We start from the raw sequence: 19131 nt of genomic DNA, 5'->3' as shown, positions 1-19131 counted from the left end.
TCGAGATTCGCGCCGCGTTCCGCGGTAATCTGGCGAACCCCGATTTGGTCTACGACTGACATGCTCGATCCTGCCATGGCTATCGCCACGTCCGCACTCATGAGCGCGGTGCTGCTGGTGCTGCTCGGTTCGCTGCTCCGATCGGGGATACCGGGCGTGCTCGAATGGTTCGCCGCCAATGTCGCGACCGTCATCGCTCTGCCGCTGTTCCTGATGCGGTTCAGGATTCCGGATACCCTGTCCGTCGTTGCTGCAAACATGCTGATGGCATGGGCGGCCGTCGCCTACTATGCCGGCTGTGCCCGTTTTCTGGGGCGTCCGGCCCACTGGCCGGTGCTGATGGTCTCCCTTCTGCCGCTGGGAATCGCGCTCGTCTACTGGCGCTATGCGGTCGACAGCATTCCGCTTCGTGTACTCGTCACCACGCTGTTCACTGCTGCGGTTTGCATCGCGGTCGCGCTTCTGGTGCTCCGGCACCGCCCGTCCGGACGCTCGGCCTATTCCTATCGCGTGACCGCCGCGATGGCATTCCTCTTCGCGTTATGCCAGATCGCGCGCGGGATCTATTTCATGACGCTGGACGAAGCGTCGAGCCCGCTGATGTTCGCCTCCACCGGCAACGTGATCTTGCTGGTCGCGGCCGCGGCGATCATGCCGACGCTATCGATGTCCTCGATGATGATGGTGCACGACGTACTGCTCGCCGACGCGCGCGAGGCCGCGAACCGCGACTTCCTCACCGGCGCGCTTTCGCGCAAGGGCTTTGAAGCCGTTGCACACGTCCAGTTGGCGGAAGCGGGCAGGCAGGGTTCGCCGACCGCGCTGCTGATCGTCGATCTCGATCATTTCAAGGCGATCAACGATACGCTCGGCCATGCTGGCGGGGACGCCGTGCTGCGCGAATTCGTCCGCGTGACGCAGATGCAACTGAGGCGTGGCGACGTGCTTGGCCGCATGGGCGGCGAAGAATTTGCCGTGCTGCTGCCGGCAACGGCGCTGGACGACGCGCGGGCCATCGCGGAGCGACTGCGCCATGCAGTCGCCGCCCAGCCCATGACGACCGCCGCCGGGCCGTGTCGATACAGCATCAGTTGCGGCGTGGCCGGCTGGCGAGCGGGCGAAACCCTGGACCACCTGAGCGCGAGAGCGGACGCAGCCCTCTACGAGGCGAAGCGCTCGGGACGCAACCGGGTGTGCCTTCACGGGGACCTCGCCATCGTGTAACGGCGAGCGGTTGCGCTGCGCGTCGGGCACGCGTGCGGGGGCTTCTACACGGCTTCGTGACGGCGACCTGGTAGCGATCTCGCGGGCTTGCTCGAACGGATCGCGCCATACCGCGTCAACCATGCTGCCGCCCAAGAAACAAAACCCCATGTTCCGAGAAACATGGGGTTCGTCGACGGTTCGAGCGCTGCATGATGCAGCGCTCGCCGGCATTGCGGCCGGCGCGGTGCCGCGTTACTGCGCGGCAGGCGCGCTCGCGGGGAGCGTCGGCATTGCCGGCGCGATCGGTGCGCCGTTGGCGGCCGGCGCAGTCGTTGCGCCGGTCGACGCCGATGCAGGCGTTGCCAGCGCCGCAGCGGGTGCTGCAGACACAGCAGGCACGGCGGACGCGGCAGGCACGGCAGAAGCAGCCGCCGGGCTCGCAGGCATCGCACTGTCCGCGCCCGGATCGTCGTACTGCGGCAAGCCGGCCGCGGCCGGCGCATTGTTCGGCGCTGCACCCGCTGCGCCGCCCGCGTCGCCCGGATCTTCGTAATTCGGCAGCCCCGGCGCGGACGGCGCGGCCGCCGGCGCCGCGCCCGATTCATCGGGCTGCGCGTAGTTCGGCGCTTCGGCCGACGCCGATTCGCCGTGGAACGTGAGCGACTTGCGCTGCTGCAGATACGCATCGCGGACGAACGAGTACGGATCGAGCGCCGCCTGCTTCAGCAGATCGGTCGCGCCGAGCAGGTCCGAACGCGCGCTGACGAACTGCGCGATGTACATCGGATTGCGCACGGCCGGCTCGATGTAGTTGAGCAGGTTGAAGCGCACGTCGACCGCGCGGCCGACGCCGTCGCGGATCGTGCTCGGCCCGAACACCGGCAGCACCAGGTACGGACCGGCCGGCATGCCCCAGCGCGCCATCGTCAGCCCGAAGTCCTGGTGATGCTTCGGCAGCCCTGCGGGCGTCGCGATGTCGATCAGGCCGCCGACGCCGAACACCGAGTTCATCGCGACGCGCATCAGATCCTGCGTCGCGTCGGTAATGCGCAGCTGCAACAGGTTGTTCGCGATGTTGCCGAGGTCGCCGAGGTTCGAGAAGAAGTTGCTGATCGCGGTACGCAGCGGCGTCGGCGTGATCTTCTGATAGCCCTTCGCGATCGGCTGGGCGATGTGCGTGTCGACCGTGTCGTTGAACGTGTACACCGCTCGATTCACCGGCTCGAACGGGTCGTTGGGGTTGCGGTTCGGGCCCGTCGCGCAGCCGCTCAGCAGAGCGCCGGCGGCGACGGTCACCGTCATGATTCGCACCTTATTCATTGTTTCCTTGCGATTGGTTCTTGACGCGCTTCACGCGCGGTTTGCCCATCAGAACGGGCTGAAATACCACGGCGCCGATCAGCGTGCAGGTCAACGCGAGCGCGAGCAGCTTGCCCATGCTCGACGTGCCCGGATGGTGCGATAGCCACAGGCTGCCGAACGCGGTCGCCGTCGTCGCGGCGCTGAACAGCACCGCGTGCGTGAGGCTCGAATGCAGCAGCCCCGTCTGCCCGGCGCGCCACGCCATCACGAAGTACACCTTGAACGCGACGCCGACGCCGAGCATCAGCGGCAGCGCGATGATGTTCGCGAAGTTCAGCGACATGCCGAGCACGACGCACATCTCGAGCGTCACGAGCCCCGACACGAGCAGCGGCACCAGCGTGCGCAGCACGTCGCCGAAGCGGCGCAGCGTGATCCACAACAGGATCGTGATCGAGATGATCGACCACAGCGCCGCGTGCTGGAACGCCTTGATGATCGTCTCCGCGGAATGCAGGATCGAGATCGGGCCGCCGATCGCGCCCGGTTCGGCCGCCTTCACGGCCTTCGCGAAGCGGCGCAGCATCGTGTCGTCGTTCGGGTCGACGCCCTTCGGCACCTTCGGCGAAATCTGCACGAGCGCGTGGCCGTCCGGCGCGACCCAGTCGCGCACCAGTTGCGGCGGCAACGATTCGCGCGTCACGTCCTGCGGTTGCAGCAGCGTCGCGAGCTGCTCGAGCGCGATGCGCAGCGTGTCGGCGAACGCGTGTTCGGCGCGATCGCGCGTCGCGGCGTCGGCTGCGGCGAGCTTCGCGAGCGATGCCGACAGGTGCTGCGCGGCGGCCGCGCCCGGGCCCGGATGATCTTCCGCCGCGTAGCTCAGCAGGTCCGACACGCGCTTGAGCGCGGCGACGCGCTGCGCGTCGGTGGCGGGCGGCGCGGCCGGCTGCGTGAGCGCGGGCAGCAGATCGCTCGCGGCCGCGGCGATCGCCGCGCGCTTCTCCGGCTGGTCGGTCGGAATGAAGGTCGACAGCGTGGTCGTGCGCCCCACTTCCGGCAGCGCGTCGAGGCGTTTGGCGGCCGCGTCGGCCGCGGCCAGCGACGGCGCGAGCAGCGTGACGTCGTTGACGGCCGCTTCGGGCGAATCCTTCAGCGCGAGCAGCGTCGCCATCGATTCGCTGTGCGGATCCTTCAGGTGCAGCGGGTTGAAGTCGAAGCGCAGGAACAGCAGCAGCGGCAGCGCGCCGATCACGACGCCGAGCGTGCCGATCAGGATCGGCTTGCGATGGCGATCGAGGAAATCGTCGACCGGCGCGAGCCACGGGAAGCCCGGCGTCTTCGATTCGCCCGGCGGCGCGAACAGGCGCAGCAGCGCCGGCAGCAGCGTGAGCGTGCTCAGCAGCGCGATGAACATCCCGACGCCCGCGATCAGGCCGAGCTCGGACACGCCGCGATAGGCGGTCGGAATGAACGAGAAGAAGCTCGCCGCGACCGCCGTGGTCGCGAGCGCGAGCGGCATGCCCATCGAGTGCGCGGCGCCGATCAGCGCGTGATCGATGCGCGGGTCGCGGAAGCGTTCCTCGCGGTACTTCACGCCGTACTGGATCGAGAAATCGACGCCGAGGCCGACGAACAGCACCATGAACGCGACCGAGATCATGTTCAGCGAACCGACCATCGCGAGGCCGAGCGCGGCCGTCACGACGAGGCCGACGAACAGCGTGACCAGCACCGAGCCGATCATCCGCTTGGAGCGCAGCGCGAGCCACAGGATCACGAGCACCGCGAGCAGCGTGAGCACGCCGTTGAGCGCGGCGCCGTCTTCGACCGAGGCGAATTCGTCGTCGGCGAGCGGCTGCTCGCCGGTGATGCGCACGACCGCGCCATAGCGTTGCGTGAGGTCGAGCGCCTTCGCGGTGTCGCGGATCACCTGCGTGGTTTGGGCGCCGGCCTTCAGCGCGCCGTAGTTCACGACCGGCTGCACCGTGACGAACGCGCGCGCCGGCTGCCGTGCGGCGTCGGCGTCGACCAGCCCGCGCCACGAGAACGCGGCCGGCTTGCCGGCCAGCACGTCGTCGACCGTCGCGGCGCTGCGCGCGAGCAGCTTGGCCATCTCGGGCAGCTTTACCTGGCCGGTCAGCAGCGGCTGGCCGAGCAGCGTGGACAGCGTCGTCGCGAGGCCCGTCAGGCTCGGGTTCTTCGCGAGCTCGTTGACGAGCGGCCGCGCGCTCGCGAGTTGCGTCGTCGTGTCCGACACTTCCTGCGGCGACAGGAACAACAGGCCGTTGTGCTCGAAGAACGGCCCGCCGCCGGGCTCGGCGACCTGGCCGATGCGGCCCGCGTCGGACTGCTTTTGCAGCGCGCCCGTGAGCGCGTGCGCGGCGGCCGTCGCGAACTCGGGCGCGGGCGCCTCGACGACCGCGAGGATCGTGCCGTTACGTTGCGGGAACGCGTTGTCGACCGCCTGACCCAGCGCGGCCCATTGCGGCTCGGCATCGACGAGCTTGCTGATGTCCGTGTTGATCTTGAAGTGCTGTGCCACGTACACGCCGCTGCATGCGGCAATGACGAGCGACAGCACGACGACCAGGACGGGGCGGCGTACCGACCATGCAACGAGTCGGATGATGAGAGATGTCACCATTTGGCGGTGGGGAGCGGCTGGCAAGGGCAAAGCAACGAGTATACCGGCGCAACGTGCGCTCGGTCGTGACGATGGCTCGTAAAGGGGCGGGAAGGATATTTGCTCCGCATAGCGGGAATCGGCCCCGCGCACCGGCAATTGGTAAGCGTGTGCTTAATAATCGGCACGCCTCGCCGCGCTATGCAGCGGCTGTGACAAAGGGGGCTGAAAGGTAACAGTCGGTCACGGCACGGCAGGCGCGCGTGCGGGCCGCTATACTTCGACCCACCGGCCGCTGCAATCGGTGCAATGCGCCGGCCGTTTTTTCTCATCGAGTGCGAATATCCGTATGAAACGTCATCTGTTTGCTTTCGTCGCGGCGGCCGCCGTGTCGGTTTCCGCTTTCGCGCAGAGCGCGCCGGTCGACGTCGTCCGCAATGCGGTCGAAGGCACCGTCAATGCGATGAAGGCCGATCCGGTCGCGCGCAGCGGCAACATGGCGAAGGTCACGCAAGTCGTCGAGCAGCGCTTCCTGCCCGCGACGAACTTCGAGCGCACGACGCGCATCGCGGTCGGCGACGCCTGGAAGCAGGCGAACCCGCAACAGCAGCAGGAGCTGTACAAGCAGTTCAAGCTGCTGATGACGCGCACCTATGCGGCGTCGCTCGCGCAGCTCGGCAGCCAGGACGCGAAGTTCTCGTTCAAGGCCGGCGGTGCATCGGGCGCCGATGCGCTGGTGCAATCGACGGTGACGACGCCCGGCGACAGCCAGTCGGTCGGCTACCGGCTCGGCAAGGTCGGCAACGACTGGAAGATCTACGACATCGACATGTCGGGCGCATGGCTGATCCAGGTCTATCAGGGCCAGTTCAAGAGCCAGCTCGCGTCGGGCGGCATCGACGGCTTGATCGCGTATCTGCAGAAGCACAACGCGCGCACGAACTGAGCGACGCGCTCGGTCGGTCCGTATGAATCAAGGGCGCTCCAGGGCGCCCTTTTTCATTGGCGTGCGGCCGAAATCCAGCTGGCGTGCGCAAGCGGTCGACGGGGTGATATACGTCGCGTGAACGGGGCGATGCCGTGGCGGGCCATCCGCTCGGCAGGCGACGACCTCCTTTTGCGGTCGCCGCCGCCGCACATGGCCACTGCGCGACGGTGGAACTGCCACGCGACGCACGCGCGCGCCCTGCCCAGCCCCGCTACCGCCGCCGATGCTCGACCGCGAACTTGATCAGCTCCGCCTGCCCTTCGATGTCGAGCTTGCGTTTCAGATTGAGCCGGTGCGTCTCGACCGTGCGCACCGACAGCCCCGTCTGCTGCGCGATCTGCTTGCTCGACAGCCCCTCGGCCAGCGCGTCGAGGATGTCGCGTTCGCGCGGCGTCAGCCGGTCGAGCGGCGACGCGGTCGCGCTCGCGTGGATCATGCGCGCGGCCAGCCCTTCGCTGAAAAACGTCTGCCCGGCCAGCACCGCGCCGATCGCGCGCACGATCTCGCTCGCCGGCGAATCCTTCAGCAGATAACCGCTCGCGCCGGCGCGCACCGCTTGCGTCACGTATTCGAGGTTGTCGTGCATCGACAGCATCAGCACGCGAATCGCCGGAAAGCGTTCGTGGAAGACGCCGGCGAGCGTGATGCCGTTCATCCCGTTCATGCCGACGTCCATCAGCGCGAGATCGGGCTCGAGCGACGCGGCGAGCGCGAGCGCTTCGTCCGCGTTGCCGGCTTCGCCGACCACGGACAGGTCGGCGGCCTCGAGCCGCATCCGCAGCCCGTCGCGCACCAGCGGGTGATCGTCGACGAGCAGCAGTCGGGCGGCGGGCCGGGCGGTGTCGGGTGGGCTCATCGGCAAAGGTCTCCGGTTATGGTGGCGCGCCGTCACGCGGCGGCGCGCAGCGGCACGCGCGCGGCCACGACGGTATGGCCGACCTGCGACGCGATCGTCAGCGTGCCGCCGAGCGCGTCGAGGCGCTCGCGCATGTTGCGCAGCCCGATTCCGCGGCGCGCGTCGGTTTGCGTGCGCTCGGCATCGAAGCCGCAGCCGTTGTCGGCGATGCTCAGCGTGACCGCATGCGCGCCGACGTCGAGCGTGACGGCCGCGCGCGACGCATGCGCATGATGCACGATGTTGCTGAGCGCTTCCTGTGCGATCCGGAACAGCGCCGTGTTGACGGGCGCCGGCAACGGCCGCGCGCCGCTGTGCGCGACCTGCGTGTAGCCGATGTCGATGCCGCTTTGCTCGCCGAGTTCGCGCACGAGCTGCTCGAGCGCGGCCGCGAGGCCGAGATCGTCGAGCATCGCCGGGCGCAGCGCATGGGAGATGCGCCGCACCTCGCGCAGCGTGTCGCCGAGCCGGCCGATGCCCGACGCGAGCGCCTGCTCGGCTGCGGGCATGCGCGTCGCGCCGCGCTCGAAGCGCGCGAGCGCGGATTCGAGCATCAGCTTCGCCGACACCATCATTTGGCTGATCCCGTCATGCAGCTCGCGCGACAAGCGCTCGCGCTCCTGTTCCTGCGATTCGACGACGCGCTGCGCGAGCTGCTTGAGCTTTGCGTCGGCGCTGCGCGACTCGCTGACGTTGAGCACCAGCGCGCACACGGCGATCGCCGCGGCGCCGGTCAGCGCGATCGCGGTGAGCCAGCTCATCGTGCGCTCGATGTTCGCCGACGCGCGCGCGTCGATGCGCTGCAGCGCGGTGTCGACGTCGTCGAGATAGATGCCGGTGCCGAGCATCCAGCCCCAGCGATCGAGCGCGACGACGTAGCCGAGTTTCGGTGCGATCCTGCCGGTGGACGGCCGCTGCCACGCGTAGCGCACGTAGCCGCCGCCGTGCGACGCGGCGCCGATCAGCTGCTGCATCGTCAGCGCGCCCTGCGGGTCGCGCATCGACCAGAAGTTGTGGCCGACCCGCTCCGGCTCGCGCGGATGCATCAGCGAATTGCCGTGCAGGTCGTATACGAAGAAATAGCCGTCCGGGCCGAAGTCCATCTTCTGCAGCATCGCGAGCGCCTGCGTGCGCAGCATCGCGTCGTCGCGGCCGTTGCGGCCGCTCGCTTCGTACAGCGGCATGATCGCGCTGGTCGCGAGCTCGACGTAATGCTTGAGCTCGCCTTCCTTGCTCGCCAGATACGCCGCCTCGATCGTCGCGTGCTGCGTGCGAGCGAGCGAGGTCGCCTGCTGGCGCACGCCGAAGCCGATCCCGGCGATCGCGAGCAGGAACGGCACGATGGCCAGGAGGAATATCTTCGCCTTGAGTCTCATGGTGGTCCGAAGCGGGCGCGGCGGTGCGCACGCGTGCTGCGCGCGGCGGCGCGGCGAGCCGACATTGTCGGCGATTTTGCGGTGCGCGGCGACGGTCGGTGCCGGCCGGCCGCCGCTCAGGCGCGGCGCGGTGCGCGCTCGCCGTCGGCCGCCGTGTGCACGACGACCTGGTTGCGCCCGCTCGCCTTCGCGCGATACAGCGCGTCGTCGGCGAGTTTCAGCGCGGCCTGGATGGTGTCGCCGCGTTCCGGATAGCAGGTCGTCACGCCGATGCTCGCGGTCACGCGGCCGCACATGCCCGCATCGTGGCGGATGCCGAGATCGAGGATGCCGGTGCGGATCGTCTCGGCGATCGCGACGGCGCCGTCCGTGTCGACGTCGGGCAGCACGACGACGAATTCCTCGCCGCCGTAGCGGGCCGCGTAATCGGCCGGCCGGCGCAGGCAGCCGGCGATGCAGCGGCCGACCGCGGCGAGCGCATCGTCGCCGGCCTGATGGCCCTGTGTGTCGTTGTAGCGCTTGAAATGATCGACGTCGACGAACAGCAGCGACAGCGCGTGCTGCGAGCGCGCGGCGCGCCGCCATTCGCGCGCGAGCGTGACGTCGAGCATGCGGCGGTTGTCGAGCCCGGTGAGGCCGTCGGTGCGCGCCAGCGCCTGCAGCTCGGCTTCCGCGCGCTGGCGCTTGCGCAACTGCACGTCGAGCAGCAGCGACAGCCCGATGAAGCCGATCGCGAGCGCGACCATCGCCGAGCCGATCGGGATCGCGCGGTCGTACCACGCGGCGTAGGTGTCGGCTTCGGAGCGCGCGACCATCAGGATCAGCGGCAGGTTCTCGAGGTGGCGGAACACGTACAGGCGGCGCACGCCGTCGATCGTCGCGGTGTCGGTGAAACTGCCCTCGCTTGCCGTCATGAAATGGCGGAACGTGCTTGCATGGCTGATGTCGCGGCCGACGATCGACGGATCGTACGGTTGACGCGCGACCATCCGGCCGTTGGTCTTGATCAGCGCGACCGAGCCGCGATCGCCGAGCGCCAGCCGCGCAAACAGGTTCTGGAAATATTCGAGCCGGATCGACATCACCGCGACGCCGCCGAACGACCCGTCGGGCCGCGTGATCCGTCGGCTGAGCGCGATGCTCAGGGAGCCGTCGCGCAGCCGCGAATGGTAAGGGTCGCTCACGTACAGCCCGACGTCCGGATGATCGCGATGGACGGCGAAATACGCTTCGTTGGCGAAGTTGAACTTGCGCGGGATGTCGGTCTTGCCGTCGACCGCGATGTCGCCGTTCGCGTCGAGCACGTAGATGCCGCCGAGGTATTTGGCCGTGGTCGCGCGGTCGAACAGCACCTGGCGCCGCAGCGGCATCGGCAGATTCGCGACTGCCGGGTCGTTCGCGCCGTCGACGACCGCCTGTAGCGACAGCGAGTAGATTTCGATGTTGCGCTCGATGTCCCACGACGCCATCAGCGCGATGTTCTGCTGCGTGGTGCGGGCGCGGTCGCGCGCGTCGATGCGGCCTTCGTACAGCACGATCGCGCACAGCAGCAACAGCAGCAGACCGATCAGCAGCCCCGAGTAGAAGATCAGGTGCGGCAGCAGCGCACGGCGCACGCGAGCGACGACGCGGCCGGTCCGGCGGGATTCGCTGGGCACTGCGTAGTCGGTTTCAGCCATGGTGCGTGGAACGATGGGCATCGCGGCCGGACGGCGAGCCGATGCGTTTATTCGTGTGACATGTGGGTGGCGGTCCGATACGCGCCCCCGGGGCGCCCGCGCTGACGGACCATCGAAAGACGAATGCCGATCATCGGCAATCGCATCCGGGCGAACCGATCAGATTGCGTTCGCGGATGGGTTTATTCGTGAATCGAAGGTCGTACGAATCGTGCCGCAGATGGGTCCGAGTATAACGCGCGCATCAAGTGGCGCTGAATATGTCGCGCACCGTTGATTCGGATCAAATTGGGGTTTTAACCTCTACTTGCAAATTGCGCGCGGAAGGCAATTGGGTGACCGATTGCGCGGACGCGAGCCGCGATATTCATATTGAAAAACGGGCGGCCGAAATCGGCCACCCGTCTCGTCAAAACGCATGCGGGAAATCCCGCGTGCGGCTGCTTACGCGCTTTGCTGTTGCGCCTTGAACGCGAGCCGGAACCGATGCAGCAGCGGCTCGGTATAGCCGCTCGGCTGCGACGTGCCCTGCAGCGCGAGCGCGCATGCCGCGGCGAACGCGGTGGACTGCTCGTAGTCGGGCGCCATCGGCCGGTAGTTCGGATCGCCCGCGTTCTGCTGGTCGACGACGCGCGCCATCCGCTTGAACACGTCCAGTACGAACGCCTCGGTGATCACGCCGTGGCGCAGCCAGTTCGCGATGTGCTGGCTCGAGATGCGCAGCGTCGCGCGGTCTTCCATCAGGCCGACGTCGTGGATGTCCGGCACCTTCGAGCACCCGACCCCTTGTTCGACCCAGCGCACGACGTAGCCGAGGATGCCCTGCGCATTGTTCTCGACTTCGCTCAGGATCTCGCTGTCGCTCCACTCGGCGCGTTCGACCACCGGGACCGTCAGCAGCCCTTCGAGCAGCGCGTCGCGCTCGCTCGCGTACGGCGTCTTTTCGAGCGCCTGCTGGACGGCCTGCACGTCGACGAGGTGGTAATGCAGCGCATGCAGCGTCGCCGCGGTCGGCGACGGCACCCACGCGGTGTTCGCGCCGGCGCGCGGATGCGCGATCTTCTGCTCGAGCATCGCGTGCATCAGGTCGGGCATCGCCCACATGCCCTTGCCGATCTGCGCACGGCCGCGCAGGCCGGCCGACAGGCCCGCGAGCACGTTGTTGCGCTCGTAGGCGGCGATCCACGCCGACGACTTCATGTCGCCCTTGCGGATCATCGGGCCGGCTTCCATCGCGGTGTGCATTTCGTCGCCGGTGCGGTCGAGGAAGCCGGTGTTGATGAACGCCACGCGCCCGGCCGCCGCCGCGATGCAGGCGGCGAGGTTCACGCTGGTGCGGCGCTCCTCGTCCATGATGCCCATCTTCAGCGTGTTGCGCGGCAGCCCGTACAGATCCTCGATGCGCGCGAACAGCGTGTCGGCGAACGCGACCTCGACCGGGCCGTGCATCTTCGGCTTCACGATGTAGATCGAGCCGGTGCGCGAGTTGCGCTTGGCCTTCCGGTCGTGCAGCGCGCACAGCGTCGTGACGACGCCGTCGAGGATCCCTTCCGGGATCTCGTTGCCGTCGCGATCGAGCACCGCGCCGTTGGTCATCAGATGGCCGACGTTGCGCACGAACAGCAGCGAGCGGCCGTGCAGCGTCAGCGTGCCGCCGGCCGGCGTCGTGTATTCGCGGTCGGCGTTCAGGCGGCGCGTGAAGGTCTTGCCGCCCTTCGCGACTTCCTCGACCAGCGTGCCCTGCATCAGCCCGAGCCAGTTGCGGTACAGCTGGACCTTGTCGTCGGCGTCGACCGCCGCGACCGAATCCTCGCAGTCGATGATCGTGCTGACCGCCGCTTCGAGCACGACGTCCTTCACGTTTGCGAGGTCCGCGCGGCCGATCGGTGTGGACGCATCGATCTGGATCTCGACGTGCAGGCCGTTGTGCTTCAGCAGGATCGCGGACGGCGCGCCGGCTGCGCCCTGGTAGCCGACGAACTGCGCAGGCTGCGCAAGGTGCACGACGCCGCTGGCGGTTTCGACGGCGAGCTGGCCGTCCTCCACGCGGTAGCGCAGCGCGTCGCGGTGCGAACCGCTCGCGAGCGGCGCCGCGTTGTCGAGCACGTTGCGCGCGTAGTCGATCACGCGCTGTCCGCGCGTCGGGTTGTAGGCCGTGGTGCGCTCGGCGCCGCCGTCTTCGGGCAGCGCATCGGTGCCGTACAGCGCGTCGTACAGGCTGCCCCAGCGCGCGTTCGCGGCGTTCAGCGCGTAGCGCGCGTTCGACAGCGGCACGACGAGCTGTGGGCCGGCCTGCGTCGCGATCTCGCTGTCGACGTTCGCGGTGGCTGCCGCGACGTTCGACGGGACCGGCACGAGGTAGCCGATTCGTTCGAGGAATGCGCGGTACGCGGCATGGTCGCGTACCGGGCCGGGGTGCGCGCGGTGCCACGCGTCCAGTTCGTGCTGCAGGCGCTCGCGCTCCGCGAGCAATTCGCGGTTGCGCGGCGCGAACTCGTGCACCAGCGCCGAAAAACCGCTCCAGAATGCGGCCTTGTCGATGCCGGTGCCCGGCAGTGCTTCGTCTTCAATGAACTGGCTCAGCGCTGGCGCGACTTGCAGTCCTGCTTGGTCGATCATCGTGATTCCTCCCGGGGAATGGAAAACGCGCGCGGATCAGGCCGCGACGCTTTGTATGCCGCGCGGGCGAGCCGTGCATCCGGTCCGGACTCTACGCCGGACACACCGATCGCGCCCGCAATACGGCCGCCCGCCGTGACCGGCGCGCCGCCTTCGGGCAAGCCCGCGCGCGGCGCGCCCGGAAACGCGGTGCGGCCACTGTGGATCATATCCCCATACGCGCGCGTAGCGCCCCGGGCGGCGTCAAGCCCAGGCGCGATCGTGCCCGGCGGCGCGTCAAGTTCCGGTATGCGCTGACGTGCTACTGTCGTCGATCGTGCCGCCGGTGGGTGCAGCGCCTGCCTCCGTCGGTGCGCAGACCGGGGGCGAGGCCGATCGTGGCCTTCGGGCTGGCCGGCGCGACATCAGCGCGCTTCATCGCCGCATGCGGCTGTGGAGGCGGAACGATCTCTGGCGTGCGCGGTTCTACAATGCGGTGACGGCGCATCCCTTCGGTCAGGGCCGGCAGCGCTGCTGCGCGAGCATGTCCGAGCGTGCGTTGGCTGCACCTGCGAGCGCGACGAATCGCAGTGTGTGATGCGGTCGACAGTTGCCGCTGTCGTGATCGACATGACTCGCATCGAGCGGGCCGATGCGCCGCCGCCGCTGTAGCGACGAATATCGGGCAATACCGGTTGCCGCCGCGGCCGAACGGTCGGATATGTCACAATGTGAGCAATTCGATGTGCGGTTCGCCACGCTCCGTTTCGCTGTCGCGCAATGCGCGCCGCGGGCGGTCGGCCGTGGTGCGCCGCCGATCCAGAAAGGAGGACGCTGCATGTCGATTCCGACGCGTGGCGACGGGCTCGACGCCCGCGCCGTAGAGATTCTGCATCGCCCCGTGTGCGACCTGCTCGGCTGTGCCTGGCCGATCGTGCTCGCGGGCATGGGCGGTGTCGCGCGGGCCGAGCTGGCGAGTGCGGTGAGCGCCGCCGGCGGGTTCGGTTTTCTCGGGATGGTGCGTGAGCCGGTCGCGTTGATCCGGCGCGAGGTCGAGCGGGTTCGCGCGGCCACCGCGCAACCGTTCGGCGTGAACCTGATTCCGGCGTCGACGCCGCGCGAACTGCTCGACGCGCAGCTCGATGCATGCATCGAATTGCGGGTGCCGGTCGTCGCGCTGTTCTGGGACGTGATGCCGGACGTCGTGCGGCGCCTGCGCGATGCGGGCGTGCGCGTGGTTCATCAGGTCGGCTCGCTCGACGACGCGCAGGCGGCCGACGCGGCCGGCGCGCACGCGCTGATCGTCCAGGGGCACGAGGCCGGCGGGCATGTGCGCGGCGATCGGCCGCTCGTCGAGCTGTTGCCACAGGTGGTGCGCGCGACGCGCTTGCCGGTGCTGGCCGCGGGCGGGATCGCCGAAGGTGCCGACGTGGCCGCCGCCATGGCGCTCGGCGCGCAGGGCGCGGTGATCGGCACCGCGTTCATCGCGACGCACGAGTCGTTCGCGCATCCATATCACCAGCAGCGGATCGTCGACGCACGCGACGGCGACACGCTGCTGACCGACGTCTTTCACATCAACTGGCCGCGCGGCGCGCGCGTGCGCGTGTTGCCGTCGAGCGTCACGCGCGGCGAGCGCGGCGATCCGTTCGGCGACGCGCGCGTGGTGATCGGCGACGAGGAAGGGCGGCCGATCTATCTGTTCAGCACCGATTCTCCGCTGCGCACGATGACCGGCGATTTCGAGGCGATGGCGCTGTATGCGGGCACGGGCGTCGGCCGCATCCGGGCGATCGAGCCGGCCGGCGACGTGCTGCGCCGGATCGCGCTCGATGCGGCGGCGCGCCTCGGCCAAGGCACCGGCGCGGCGCGCCCGGCCGACGCGGACGCCGACCGCAGCGCGTTGCTGGCCGCGCTCGACGAACTGCTGGAGGCCGAGCGCGCGGGCGCACGCGTCGCATCGGAGACGGCGGCCGAGATCGACGACGATCCCGACCTGCATCGGCTGATCGCGCATATTCGTCAGGACGAAGCGCACTGGTGCAGCGTGCTGGTGGACGCGATCCGCACGCTCGGAGCCACGCCGACGCGTGCGACCGGCGCGTTCTACCAAAAGGCGATGGCGATCGACGATCTGGGCGAGCGCATGGCGTTCCTGAACCGCGGGCAGCGCTGGGTCGTGCGCAGGCTGCAGGCGCTGCTGCCCACGCTCGCGAACCCGGATATCCATCACGCGTTGTCGCTGATGCTGGTCGCGCACGAGAAGAACGTCGGCGCGGTCGACATGCGGCTGCGGAAGACGGGCGCGGGCCGCGCGTAGGAATGCGCGCAGCCGCGGGCCGGCGGCGCGGCAACCGCTAGAATTGCGGTTTTAGCCCGGAATACGTCCATGTCCTTCGCCTCGCTTGGCCTGATCGATCCTCTGCTGCGCACTCTGCAGGATCTCAACTACCAGACACCGACGCCGGTGCAGGCCAACGCGATTCCTGCGGTGCTCGGCGGCAAGGACGTGATGGCCGCGGCACAAACCGGCACCGGAAAAACTGCCGGCTTTGCGCTGCCGTTGCTGCAGCGGCTGGTGCAGCATGGCCCGGCGGTGTCGAGCAACCGCGCGCGCGTGCTGGTCCTCGTGCCGACGCGCGAGCTGGCCGAGCAGGTGCTGCAGAGCTTCGTCGAATACGGCAAGGGCCTGGACCTGCGCTTTCTGGCCGCGTACGGCGGCGTCAGCATCAACCCGCAGATGATGAAGCTGCGCAAAGGCGTGGACGTGCTGGTCGCCACGCCGGGCCGTCTGCTGGACCTGAACCGCCAGAACGCGGTGCAGTTCGATCAGGTGGAAACGCTGGTGCTCGACGAAGCCGACCGCATGCTCGACCTCGGCTTTGCCCGCGAGCTCAACGCCGTGTTCGCCGCATTGCCGGCCCGGCGTCAGACCTTGCTGTTCTCCGCGACGTTCACCGACGACATCCGCGCGATGGCGGCGACCATTCTGCGCAACCCCGTCAACATCAGCGTGAGCCCGCCGAACACGACGGCCAGCCGGATCAAGCAGTGGGTGGTGCCGGTGGACAAGCGCAACAAGCCGGAACTGTTCATGCATCTGGTGGCGGAGAACAAGTGGGAGCACGCGCTGGTGTTCGTCAAGACGCGCGCGGGCGTCGATTACCTGGCGGCCATGCTCGACGAGGCCGGCTATGCGGTCGACACCATTCACGGCGACAAGCCGCAGCCGGCGCGTCTGTGCGCGCTCGAGCGCTTCAAGGCGCGCGACGTGCAGATGCTCGTCGCCACCGATGTGGCGGCGCGCGGCCTCGACATCGACGATCTGCCGATGGTGATCAACGTCGATCTGCCGATCGTCGCGCAGGACTATGTGCACCGCATCGGCCGGACCGGGCGTGCGGGTGCGAGCGGCGTCGCGGTGTCGCTCGTGTGCGCGGACGAAGCGCCGCAATTGGCTGCGATCGAGGCGCTGATCGGCAAGACGTTGCGCCGCGAGGAAGAGCCTGGATTCGAAGCCGAGCATCGCGTGCCGGAAACCAGCGCGACGGGCCAGCTCATCAAGAAACCGAAAAAGCCGAAGAAGCCGAAAGTGTTGCAGGCCGCGCCGGCCGCCAAGCCGATGCCGGGCAAGCAGGCGCGGCCGCGGAGTGGGGAAGGGAGCGGCAAGCCGGGGGCGAAGCGCGCGGGCGGCGCGGGTGCGGCAAGCGGGAAAGGCGCGAAAAGCGTGATCAGCGGCAGCCCGTTCAGCGTGCAGAAGCCGCGCGGTAAATCGGGCGGCAAGCCGGGCGGTGGTTCGGGCTCGGCGGGCAAAGCGACGGGTGGGCGCGGCAAAGGCTGAGCCTGTTGCTGATCCGCGTTCGGGCGAAGGCTCGTACGCGTTGCGGCGGGTACATACGGGCGCAAGGTTCTTCCAGGCAGCGGCGGCAATCCGGCTGGCCGGCCTGCCGTCGAAGTTGCGAACCGGACCATGACAGCTAGACTGGAAGTTCCCCCATGCAAACCATCGAGGGCCACATGGCGAACATCTACGTGGTTAAAACCGGCGAGCAATTCCTCTGCACCGGCGAGGACGGCGACATCGGCCTCGCGCCCGTGATCGAGGACGCCATGTCCTTTTTGTCCTACGACGAAGCACTCGCGGCGGCGAACGAACACGCCGAACCGGGGTTCGAAATCCTGTCCGTCGATATGACGCGTCGCTGATGCGGATGTCGATGGTGAGCGGCCGGTGATGGCGGTGCGGTGTGGTGTTGTTTGGGCGGGCCACGGTGATGCCCGCTAGCGCAGGCCGTCGAGTGCCCCGGGATGCTACCGATGCGGACGCCAAATTCATGCCGGGACATTCCAGCCGCCACCCAGCGCGCGGACAAGCATGTACCCAGCGAATTGCGATGCGCTATGCCATCGCAGTCGAGTCACGCGCGGCGCGTTTCCGTAGCTGCGCCGAGGTGTATCGCAGAGGCGTGTCGCGCCGTCGGGGATGCTGATACCTCCCGCCGTCCTCGACTGGTGGCACCGCCGCATTAACTTGGTCCGTATGCGTGCATCGCTCTTCAAGCTGCGCTGCAACAGTAAAATAAGTCGCCGCCATCGCTGGGAGGAACAATGATTTTTCATTCGCTTGGTTGCGTTGTATCGAACCTGCGCTCAACGCGCGCCCACTATCAACGATCTAAATTTGGTGATTTCGAAGATGTGGCTAGGGAAGTCGCGCCTTTGATGCTTGCGGCGATCGGCGATGATGCGATGGCGCTAAACAGTGCGATAGCAAATGATTCCGATAGGGCACGCCCGAAGTTGCCTGAAGGGTATTGGATCGAGATGGAGATGGCCGGGAAGCTAATGCGTGGATGGTTTGAGACGGTTCCCTTCAAGGATGGGGATAAAGTTGCAGTTGTCTTTAAAGGCGAGGGCCATCTGGTCGCAGTAAATAATCCCGAGCAGCGGGTTATCGTGTTCGCGCCGGGCCTGCCCGAAGTGTTGAAAAATGGCTTTGGCAAGATGGTTTTCTACATGTTTTTGATAGTGAATACGATACTATTTTTTGGCGCGTTGATATTATTTTCATTCGCGATAAATTCGTGGAATGAACTGCGTTTGGTGATCTGCATGTTGTTTGTGGCGACTATTTCCATCAGCACACTGTTTTTTCTTGCGACCTTAAGGGATGAATTGTTCGGAGTTTTGAGGACGAAAAAAATCATGAAATTGCTGGGATTATCGGATTTTTATCGTGGAATGAGAGGGGACTCCGATGGTGTAAGAAGTCATGGCTTCCATTACTGACGTAGCATCGGGATGTACGGACAATTTCAAGAATGTGTGTACGGTCGGCCGCAGACATGAGTAGCAATTGGCTAGCGTGGCTTCGTGATAGCGCTCAACAGTTACTCTGGTGTCCTCGGTCGAAAATCGATAACGTTCCCCGGATCGCCAGAAAAAAGCCCGCCGAAGCGGGCAACCTCTCGATGAAGAGGACGAACTCCTGATCTGCGACCGCCACCGCCACCGCGCACCGCCACCGCCACCGCGCACCGCCACCGCGCACCGCCACCGCCACCGCGCACCGCGCACCGCGCACCGCGCCACCCTCACCCCTTCGTCGCCCCGAACGTCAGCCCCGCGACGAAGTGCTTCTGCATCGCGAAGAACATCGCGACCGACGGCAACGCCGCGAGGATCGACCCGGCCGACACGAGGTTCCACGACGTCGTCCATTGCCCCTTCAGCGCCGCGACGCCCGCCGTGATCGGCGCGGCCTCGTCGCCTTGCGTGAGGCACAGCGCCCAGAAGTAGTCGTTCCACACGAACGTGAACACCAGAATCGCGAGCGCGGCCAACGCCGGCCGGATCAACGGCAGAACGATCCGCCAGAACACCGTCCACTCGCCCGCGCCTTCGATGCGCGCCGCCTCGATCAGCTCGAACGGCAGCTGCTTGATGAAGTTGCGCAGAAACAGCGTGCAAAAGCCCGTCTGAAACGCGACGTGAAACAGGATCAGCGCCTCGACCGTATTGAACACCCCGAGCCGCAGCGACAGATCGCGCACCGGAATCATCAGCACCTGCACCGGCACGAAATTTCCCGCGACGAACGTGCCGAACAATGCGGTATTGCCGCGAAACCGATACGTCGCGAGCGCGAAGCCGGCCATCGCCGCGAGCGCGATCGAGCCGAGCACCGACGGCACCGTGATCTGCACGCTGTTCCAGAAGTAATGCAGCATCGGCGACGTGGTCAGCGCATCGCGATAGTTCTCGATCATCGAGAAATGCCGCGGCCAGCCCCAGTAGTGGCCTTCGACCAGCTCCTCGGTTGAGCGCACCGACGTGACGAACACGGCGATCATCGGCAGCAGCCAGATCACGAGCGCGACGGGCAGCGACAGCTTGTACAGCCGGCGCGATACCGGCTTCCACTGGGCAACGGGTGTCGGAAACATGATGAGTGAACTCCCGAA

14 protein-coding genes are annotated in these 19131 nt (G+C 67.4%); 6 read left to right on the top strand and 8 right to left on the bottom strand.

Annotated features, from left to right (window positions below):
* The first annotated feature begins 60 nt into the window (after nt 1-60).
* A complete protein-coding gene (locus AK36_RS09510) occupies nt 61-1224 on the top strand; it encodes a GGDEF domain-containing protein (RefSeq protein WP_045578355.1) in 1164 nt (387 codons plus the stop codon).
* Nucleotides 1225-1458: 234 nt separating this feature from the next.
* Here the strand turns inward: AK36_RS09510 and AK36_RS09505 are convergent, their stop codons facing one another.
* Both AK36_RS09505 and hpnN read right to left on the bottom strand, forming a co-directional pair.
* Nucleotides 1459-2526 carry an MlaA family lipoprotein gene (locus tag AK36_RS09505; protein ID WP_045578354.1) on the bottom strand — a complete coding sequence of 356 codons (1068 nt, stop codon included), beginning with the start codon at nt 2524-2526 and terminating at the stop codon, nt 1459-1461.
* Nucleotides 2519-5152: a hopanoid transporter HpnN gene (gene hpnN, locus AK36_RS09500; RefSeq protein WP_045578353.1), complete on the bottom strand. Its 2634-nt coding sequence runs from the start codon at nt 5150-5152 to the stop codon at nt 2519-2521. The genes AK36_RS09505 and hpnN overlap by 8 nt, the downstream gene beginning before the upstream one ends.
* A 328-nt stretch (nt 5153-5480) precedes the next feature.
* Here hpnN and AK36_RS09495 point away from each other — a divergent pair, with 328 nt between their 5' ends.
* Entirely contained in the window at nt 5481-6077 is a 597-nt protein-coding gene (locus AK36_RS09495) for an MlaC/ttg2D family ABC transporter substrate-binding protein (protein WP_011881155.1), read from the top strand.
* A 253-nt stretch (nt 6078-6330) separates the two neighbouring features.
* Here AK36_RS09495 and AK36_RS09490 read toward each other — a convergent pair whose 3' ends face one another.
* The 5 genes from AK36_RS09490 to AK36_RS30880 all read right to left on the bottom strand — a co-directional run bounded on the left by AK36_RS09490 (nt 6331) and on the right by AK36_RS30880 (nt 12897).
* Complete coding sequence (locus AK36_RS09490) at nt 6331-6975, bottom strand: response regulator (RefSeq protein WP_011881156.1); 645 nt, start codon at nt 6973-6975, stop codon at nt 6331-6333.
* 32 nt (nt 6976-7007) lie between these two features.
* Nucleotides 7008-8390 (bottom strand): cache domain-containing protein, encoded by a 1383-nt coding sequence (locus AK36_RS09485; protein WP_034193757.1) that lies wholly within the window; start codon nt 8388-8390, stop codon nt 7008-7010.
* Between the two features lie 116 nt (nt 8391-8506).
* On the bottom strand, nt 8507-10069 hold the full coding sequence (locus AK36_RS09480; RefSeq protein WP_045578352.1) for a sensor domain-containing diguanylate cyclase: 1563 nt from the start codon (nt 10067-10069) through the stop codon (nt 8507-8509).
* A gap of 444 nt (nt 10070-10513) precedes the next feature.
* Nucleotides 10514-12688: a malate synthase G gene (locus tag AK36_RS09475; RefSeq protein ID WP_011881159.1), complete on the bottom strand. Its 2175-nt coding sequence runs from the start codon at nt 12686-12688 to the stop codon at nt 10514-10516.
* The gene (locus AK36_RS30880) at nt 12685-12897 is read right to left on the bottom strand and encodes a heme-binding protein (protein ID WP_011881160.1); all 213 of its coding nucleotides are present in this window, start codon (nt 12895-12897) and stop codon (nt 12685-12687) included. Before AK36_RS30880 ends, AK36_RS09475 begins: the two co-directional genes overlap by 4 nt.
* A gap of 608 nt (nt 12898-13505) precedes the next feature.
* On the opposite strand from AK36_RS30880, the gene AK36_RS09470 reads away from it, so the two are divergent.
* The 4 genes from AK36_RS09470 to AK36_RS09455 all read left to right on the top strand — a co-directional run bounded on the left by AK36_RS09470 (nt 13506) and on the right by AK36_RS09455 (nt 17956).
* On the top strand, nt 13506-14987 hold the full coding sequence (locus AK36_RS09470; RefSeq protein ID WP_045578351.1) for a nitronate monooxygenase: 1482 nt from the start codon (nt 13506-13508) through the stop codon (nt 14985-14987).
* Between the two features lie 69 nt (nt 14988-15056).
* Nucleotides 15057-16508, top strand: coding sequence for a DEAD/DEAH box helicase (locus AK36_RS09465; protein WP_045578350.1), 1452 nt, complete (start codon nt 15057-15059; stop codon nt 16506-16508).
* A 176-nt stretch (nt 16509-16684) separates the two neighbouring features.
* Nucleotides 16685-16873: a hypothetical protein gene (locus AK36_RS09460; RefSeq protein ID WP_014724274.1), complete on the top strand. Its 189-nt coding sequence runs from the start codon at nt 16685-16687 to the stop codon at nt 16871-16873.
* Between the two features lie 402 nt (nt 16874-17275).
* The gene (locus AK36_RS09455; protein WP_144410636.1) at nt 17276-17956 is read left to right on the top strand and encodes a hypothetical protein; all 681 of its coding nucleotides are present in this window, start codon (nt 17276-17278) and stop codon (nt 17954-17956) included.
* 305 nt (nt 17957-18261) lie between these two features.
* Here the strand turns inward: AK36_RS09455 and AK36_RS09450 are convergent, their stop codons facing one another.
* Entirely contained in the window at nt 18262-19113 is an 852-nt protein-coding gene (locus AK36_RS09450) for a carbohydrate ABC transporter permease (RefSeq protein WP_011881166.1), read from the bottom strand.
* Between the last annotated feature and the right edge of the window lie 18 nt (nt 19114-19131).

This window comes from Burkholderia vietnamiensis LMG 10929 (genome assembly GCF_000959445.1).
Taxonomy (GTDB): domain Bacteria; phylum Pseudomonadota; class Gammaproteobacteria; order Burkholderiales; family Burkholderiaceae; genus Burkholderia; species Burkholderia vietnamiensis.
This window is presented reverse-complemented; position numbering and strand designations above follow the sequence as displayed.

Excerpts from the sequence above, each read along its gene's own strand:
- AK36_RS09510 (WP_045578355.1), top strand. The coding sequence starts at position 61 with ATGCTCGATCCTGCCATGGCTATCGCCACGTCCGCACTCATGAGCGCG.
- AK36_RS09505 (WP_045578354.1), bottom strand. The coding sequence starts at position 2,526 with ATGAATAAGGTGCGAATCATGACGGTGACCGTCGCCGCCGGCGCTCTG.
- hpnN (WP_045578353.1), bottom strand. The coding sequence starts at position 5,152 with ATGGTGACATCTCTCATCATCCGACTCGTTGCATGGTCGGTACGCCGC.
- AK36_RS09495 (WP_011881155.1), top strand. The coding sequence starts at position 5,481 with ATGAAACGTCATCTGTTTGCTTTCGTCGCGGCGGCCGCCGTGTCGGTT.
- AK36_RS09490 (WP_011881156.1), bottom strand. The coding sequence starts at position 6,975 with ATGAGCCCACCCGACACCGCCCGGCCCGCCGCCCGACTGCTGCTCGTC.
- AK36_RS09485 (WP_034193757.1), bottom strand. The coding sequence starts at position 8,390 with ATGAGACTCAAGGCGAAGATATTCCTCCTGGCCATCGTGCCGTTCCTG.
- AK36_RS09480 (WP_045578352.1), bottom strand. The coding sequence starts at position 10,069 with ATGGCTGAAACCGACTACGCAGTGCCCAGCGAATCCCGCCGGACCGGC.
- AK36_RS09475 (WP_011881159.1), bottom strand. The coding sequence starts at position 12,688 with ATGATCGACCAAGCAGGACTGCAAGTCGCGCCAGCGCTGAGCCAGTTC.
- AK36_RS30880 (WP_011881160.1), bottom strand. The coding sequence starts at position 12,897 with ATGATCCACAGTGGCCGCACCGCGTTTCCGGGCGCGCCGCGCGCGGGC.
- AK36_RS09470 (WP_045578351.1), top strand. The coding sequence starts at position 13,506 with ATGTCGATTCCGACGCGTGGCGACGGGCTCGACGCCCGCGCCGTAGAG.
- AK36_RS09465 (WP_045578350.1), top strand. The coding sequence starts at position 15,057 with ATGTCCTTCGCCTCGCTTGGCCTGATCGATCCTCTGCTGCGCACTCTG.
- AK36_RS09460 (WP_014724274.1), top strand. The coding sequence starts at position 16,685 with ATGGCGAACATCTACGTGGTTAAAACCGGCGAGCAATTCCTCTGCACC.
- AK36_RS09455 (WP_144410636.1), top strand. The coding sequence starts at position 17,276 with ATGATTTTTCATTCGCTTGGTTGCGTTGTATCGAACCTGCGCTCAACG.
- AK36_RS09450 (WP_011881166.1), bottom strand. The coding sequence starts at position 19,113 with ATGTTTCCGACACCCGTTGCCCAGTGGAAGCCGGTATCGCGCCGGCTG.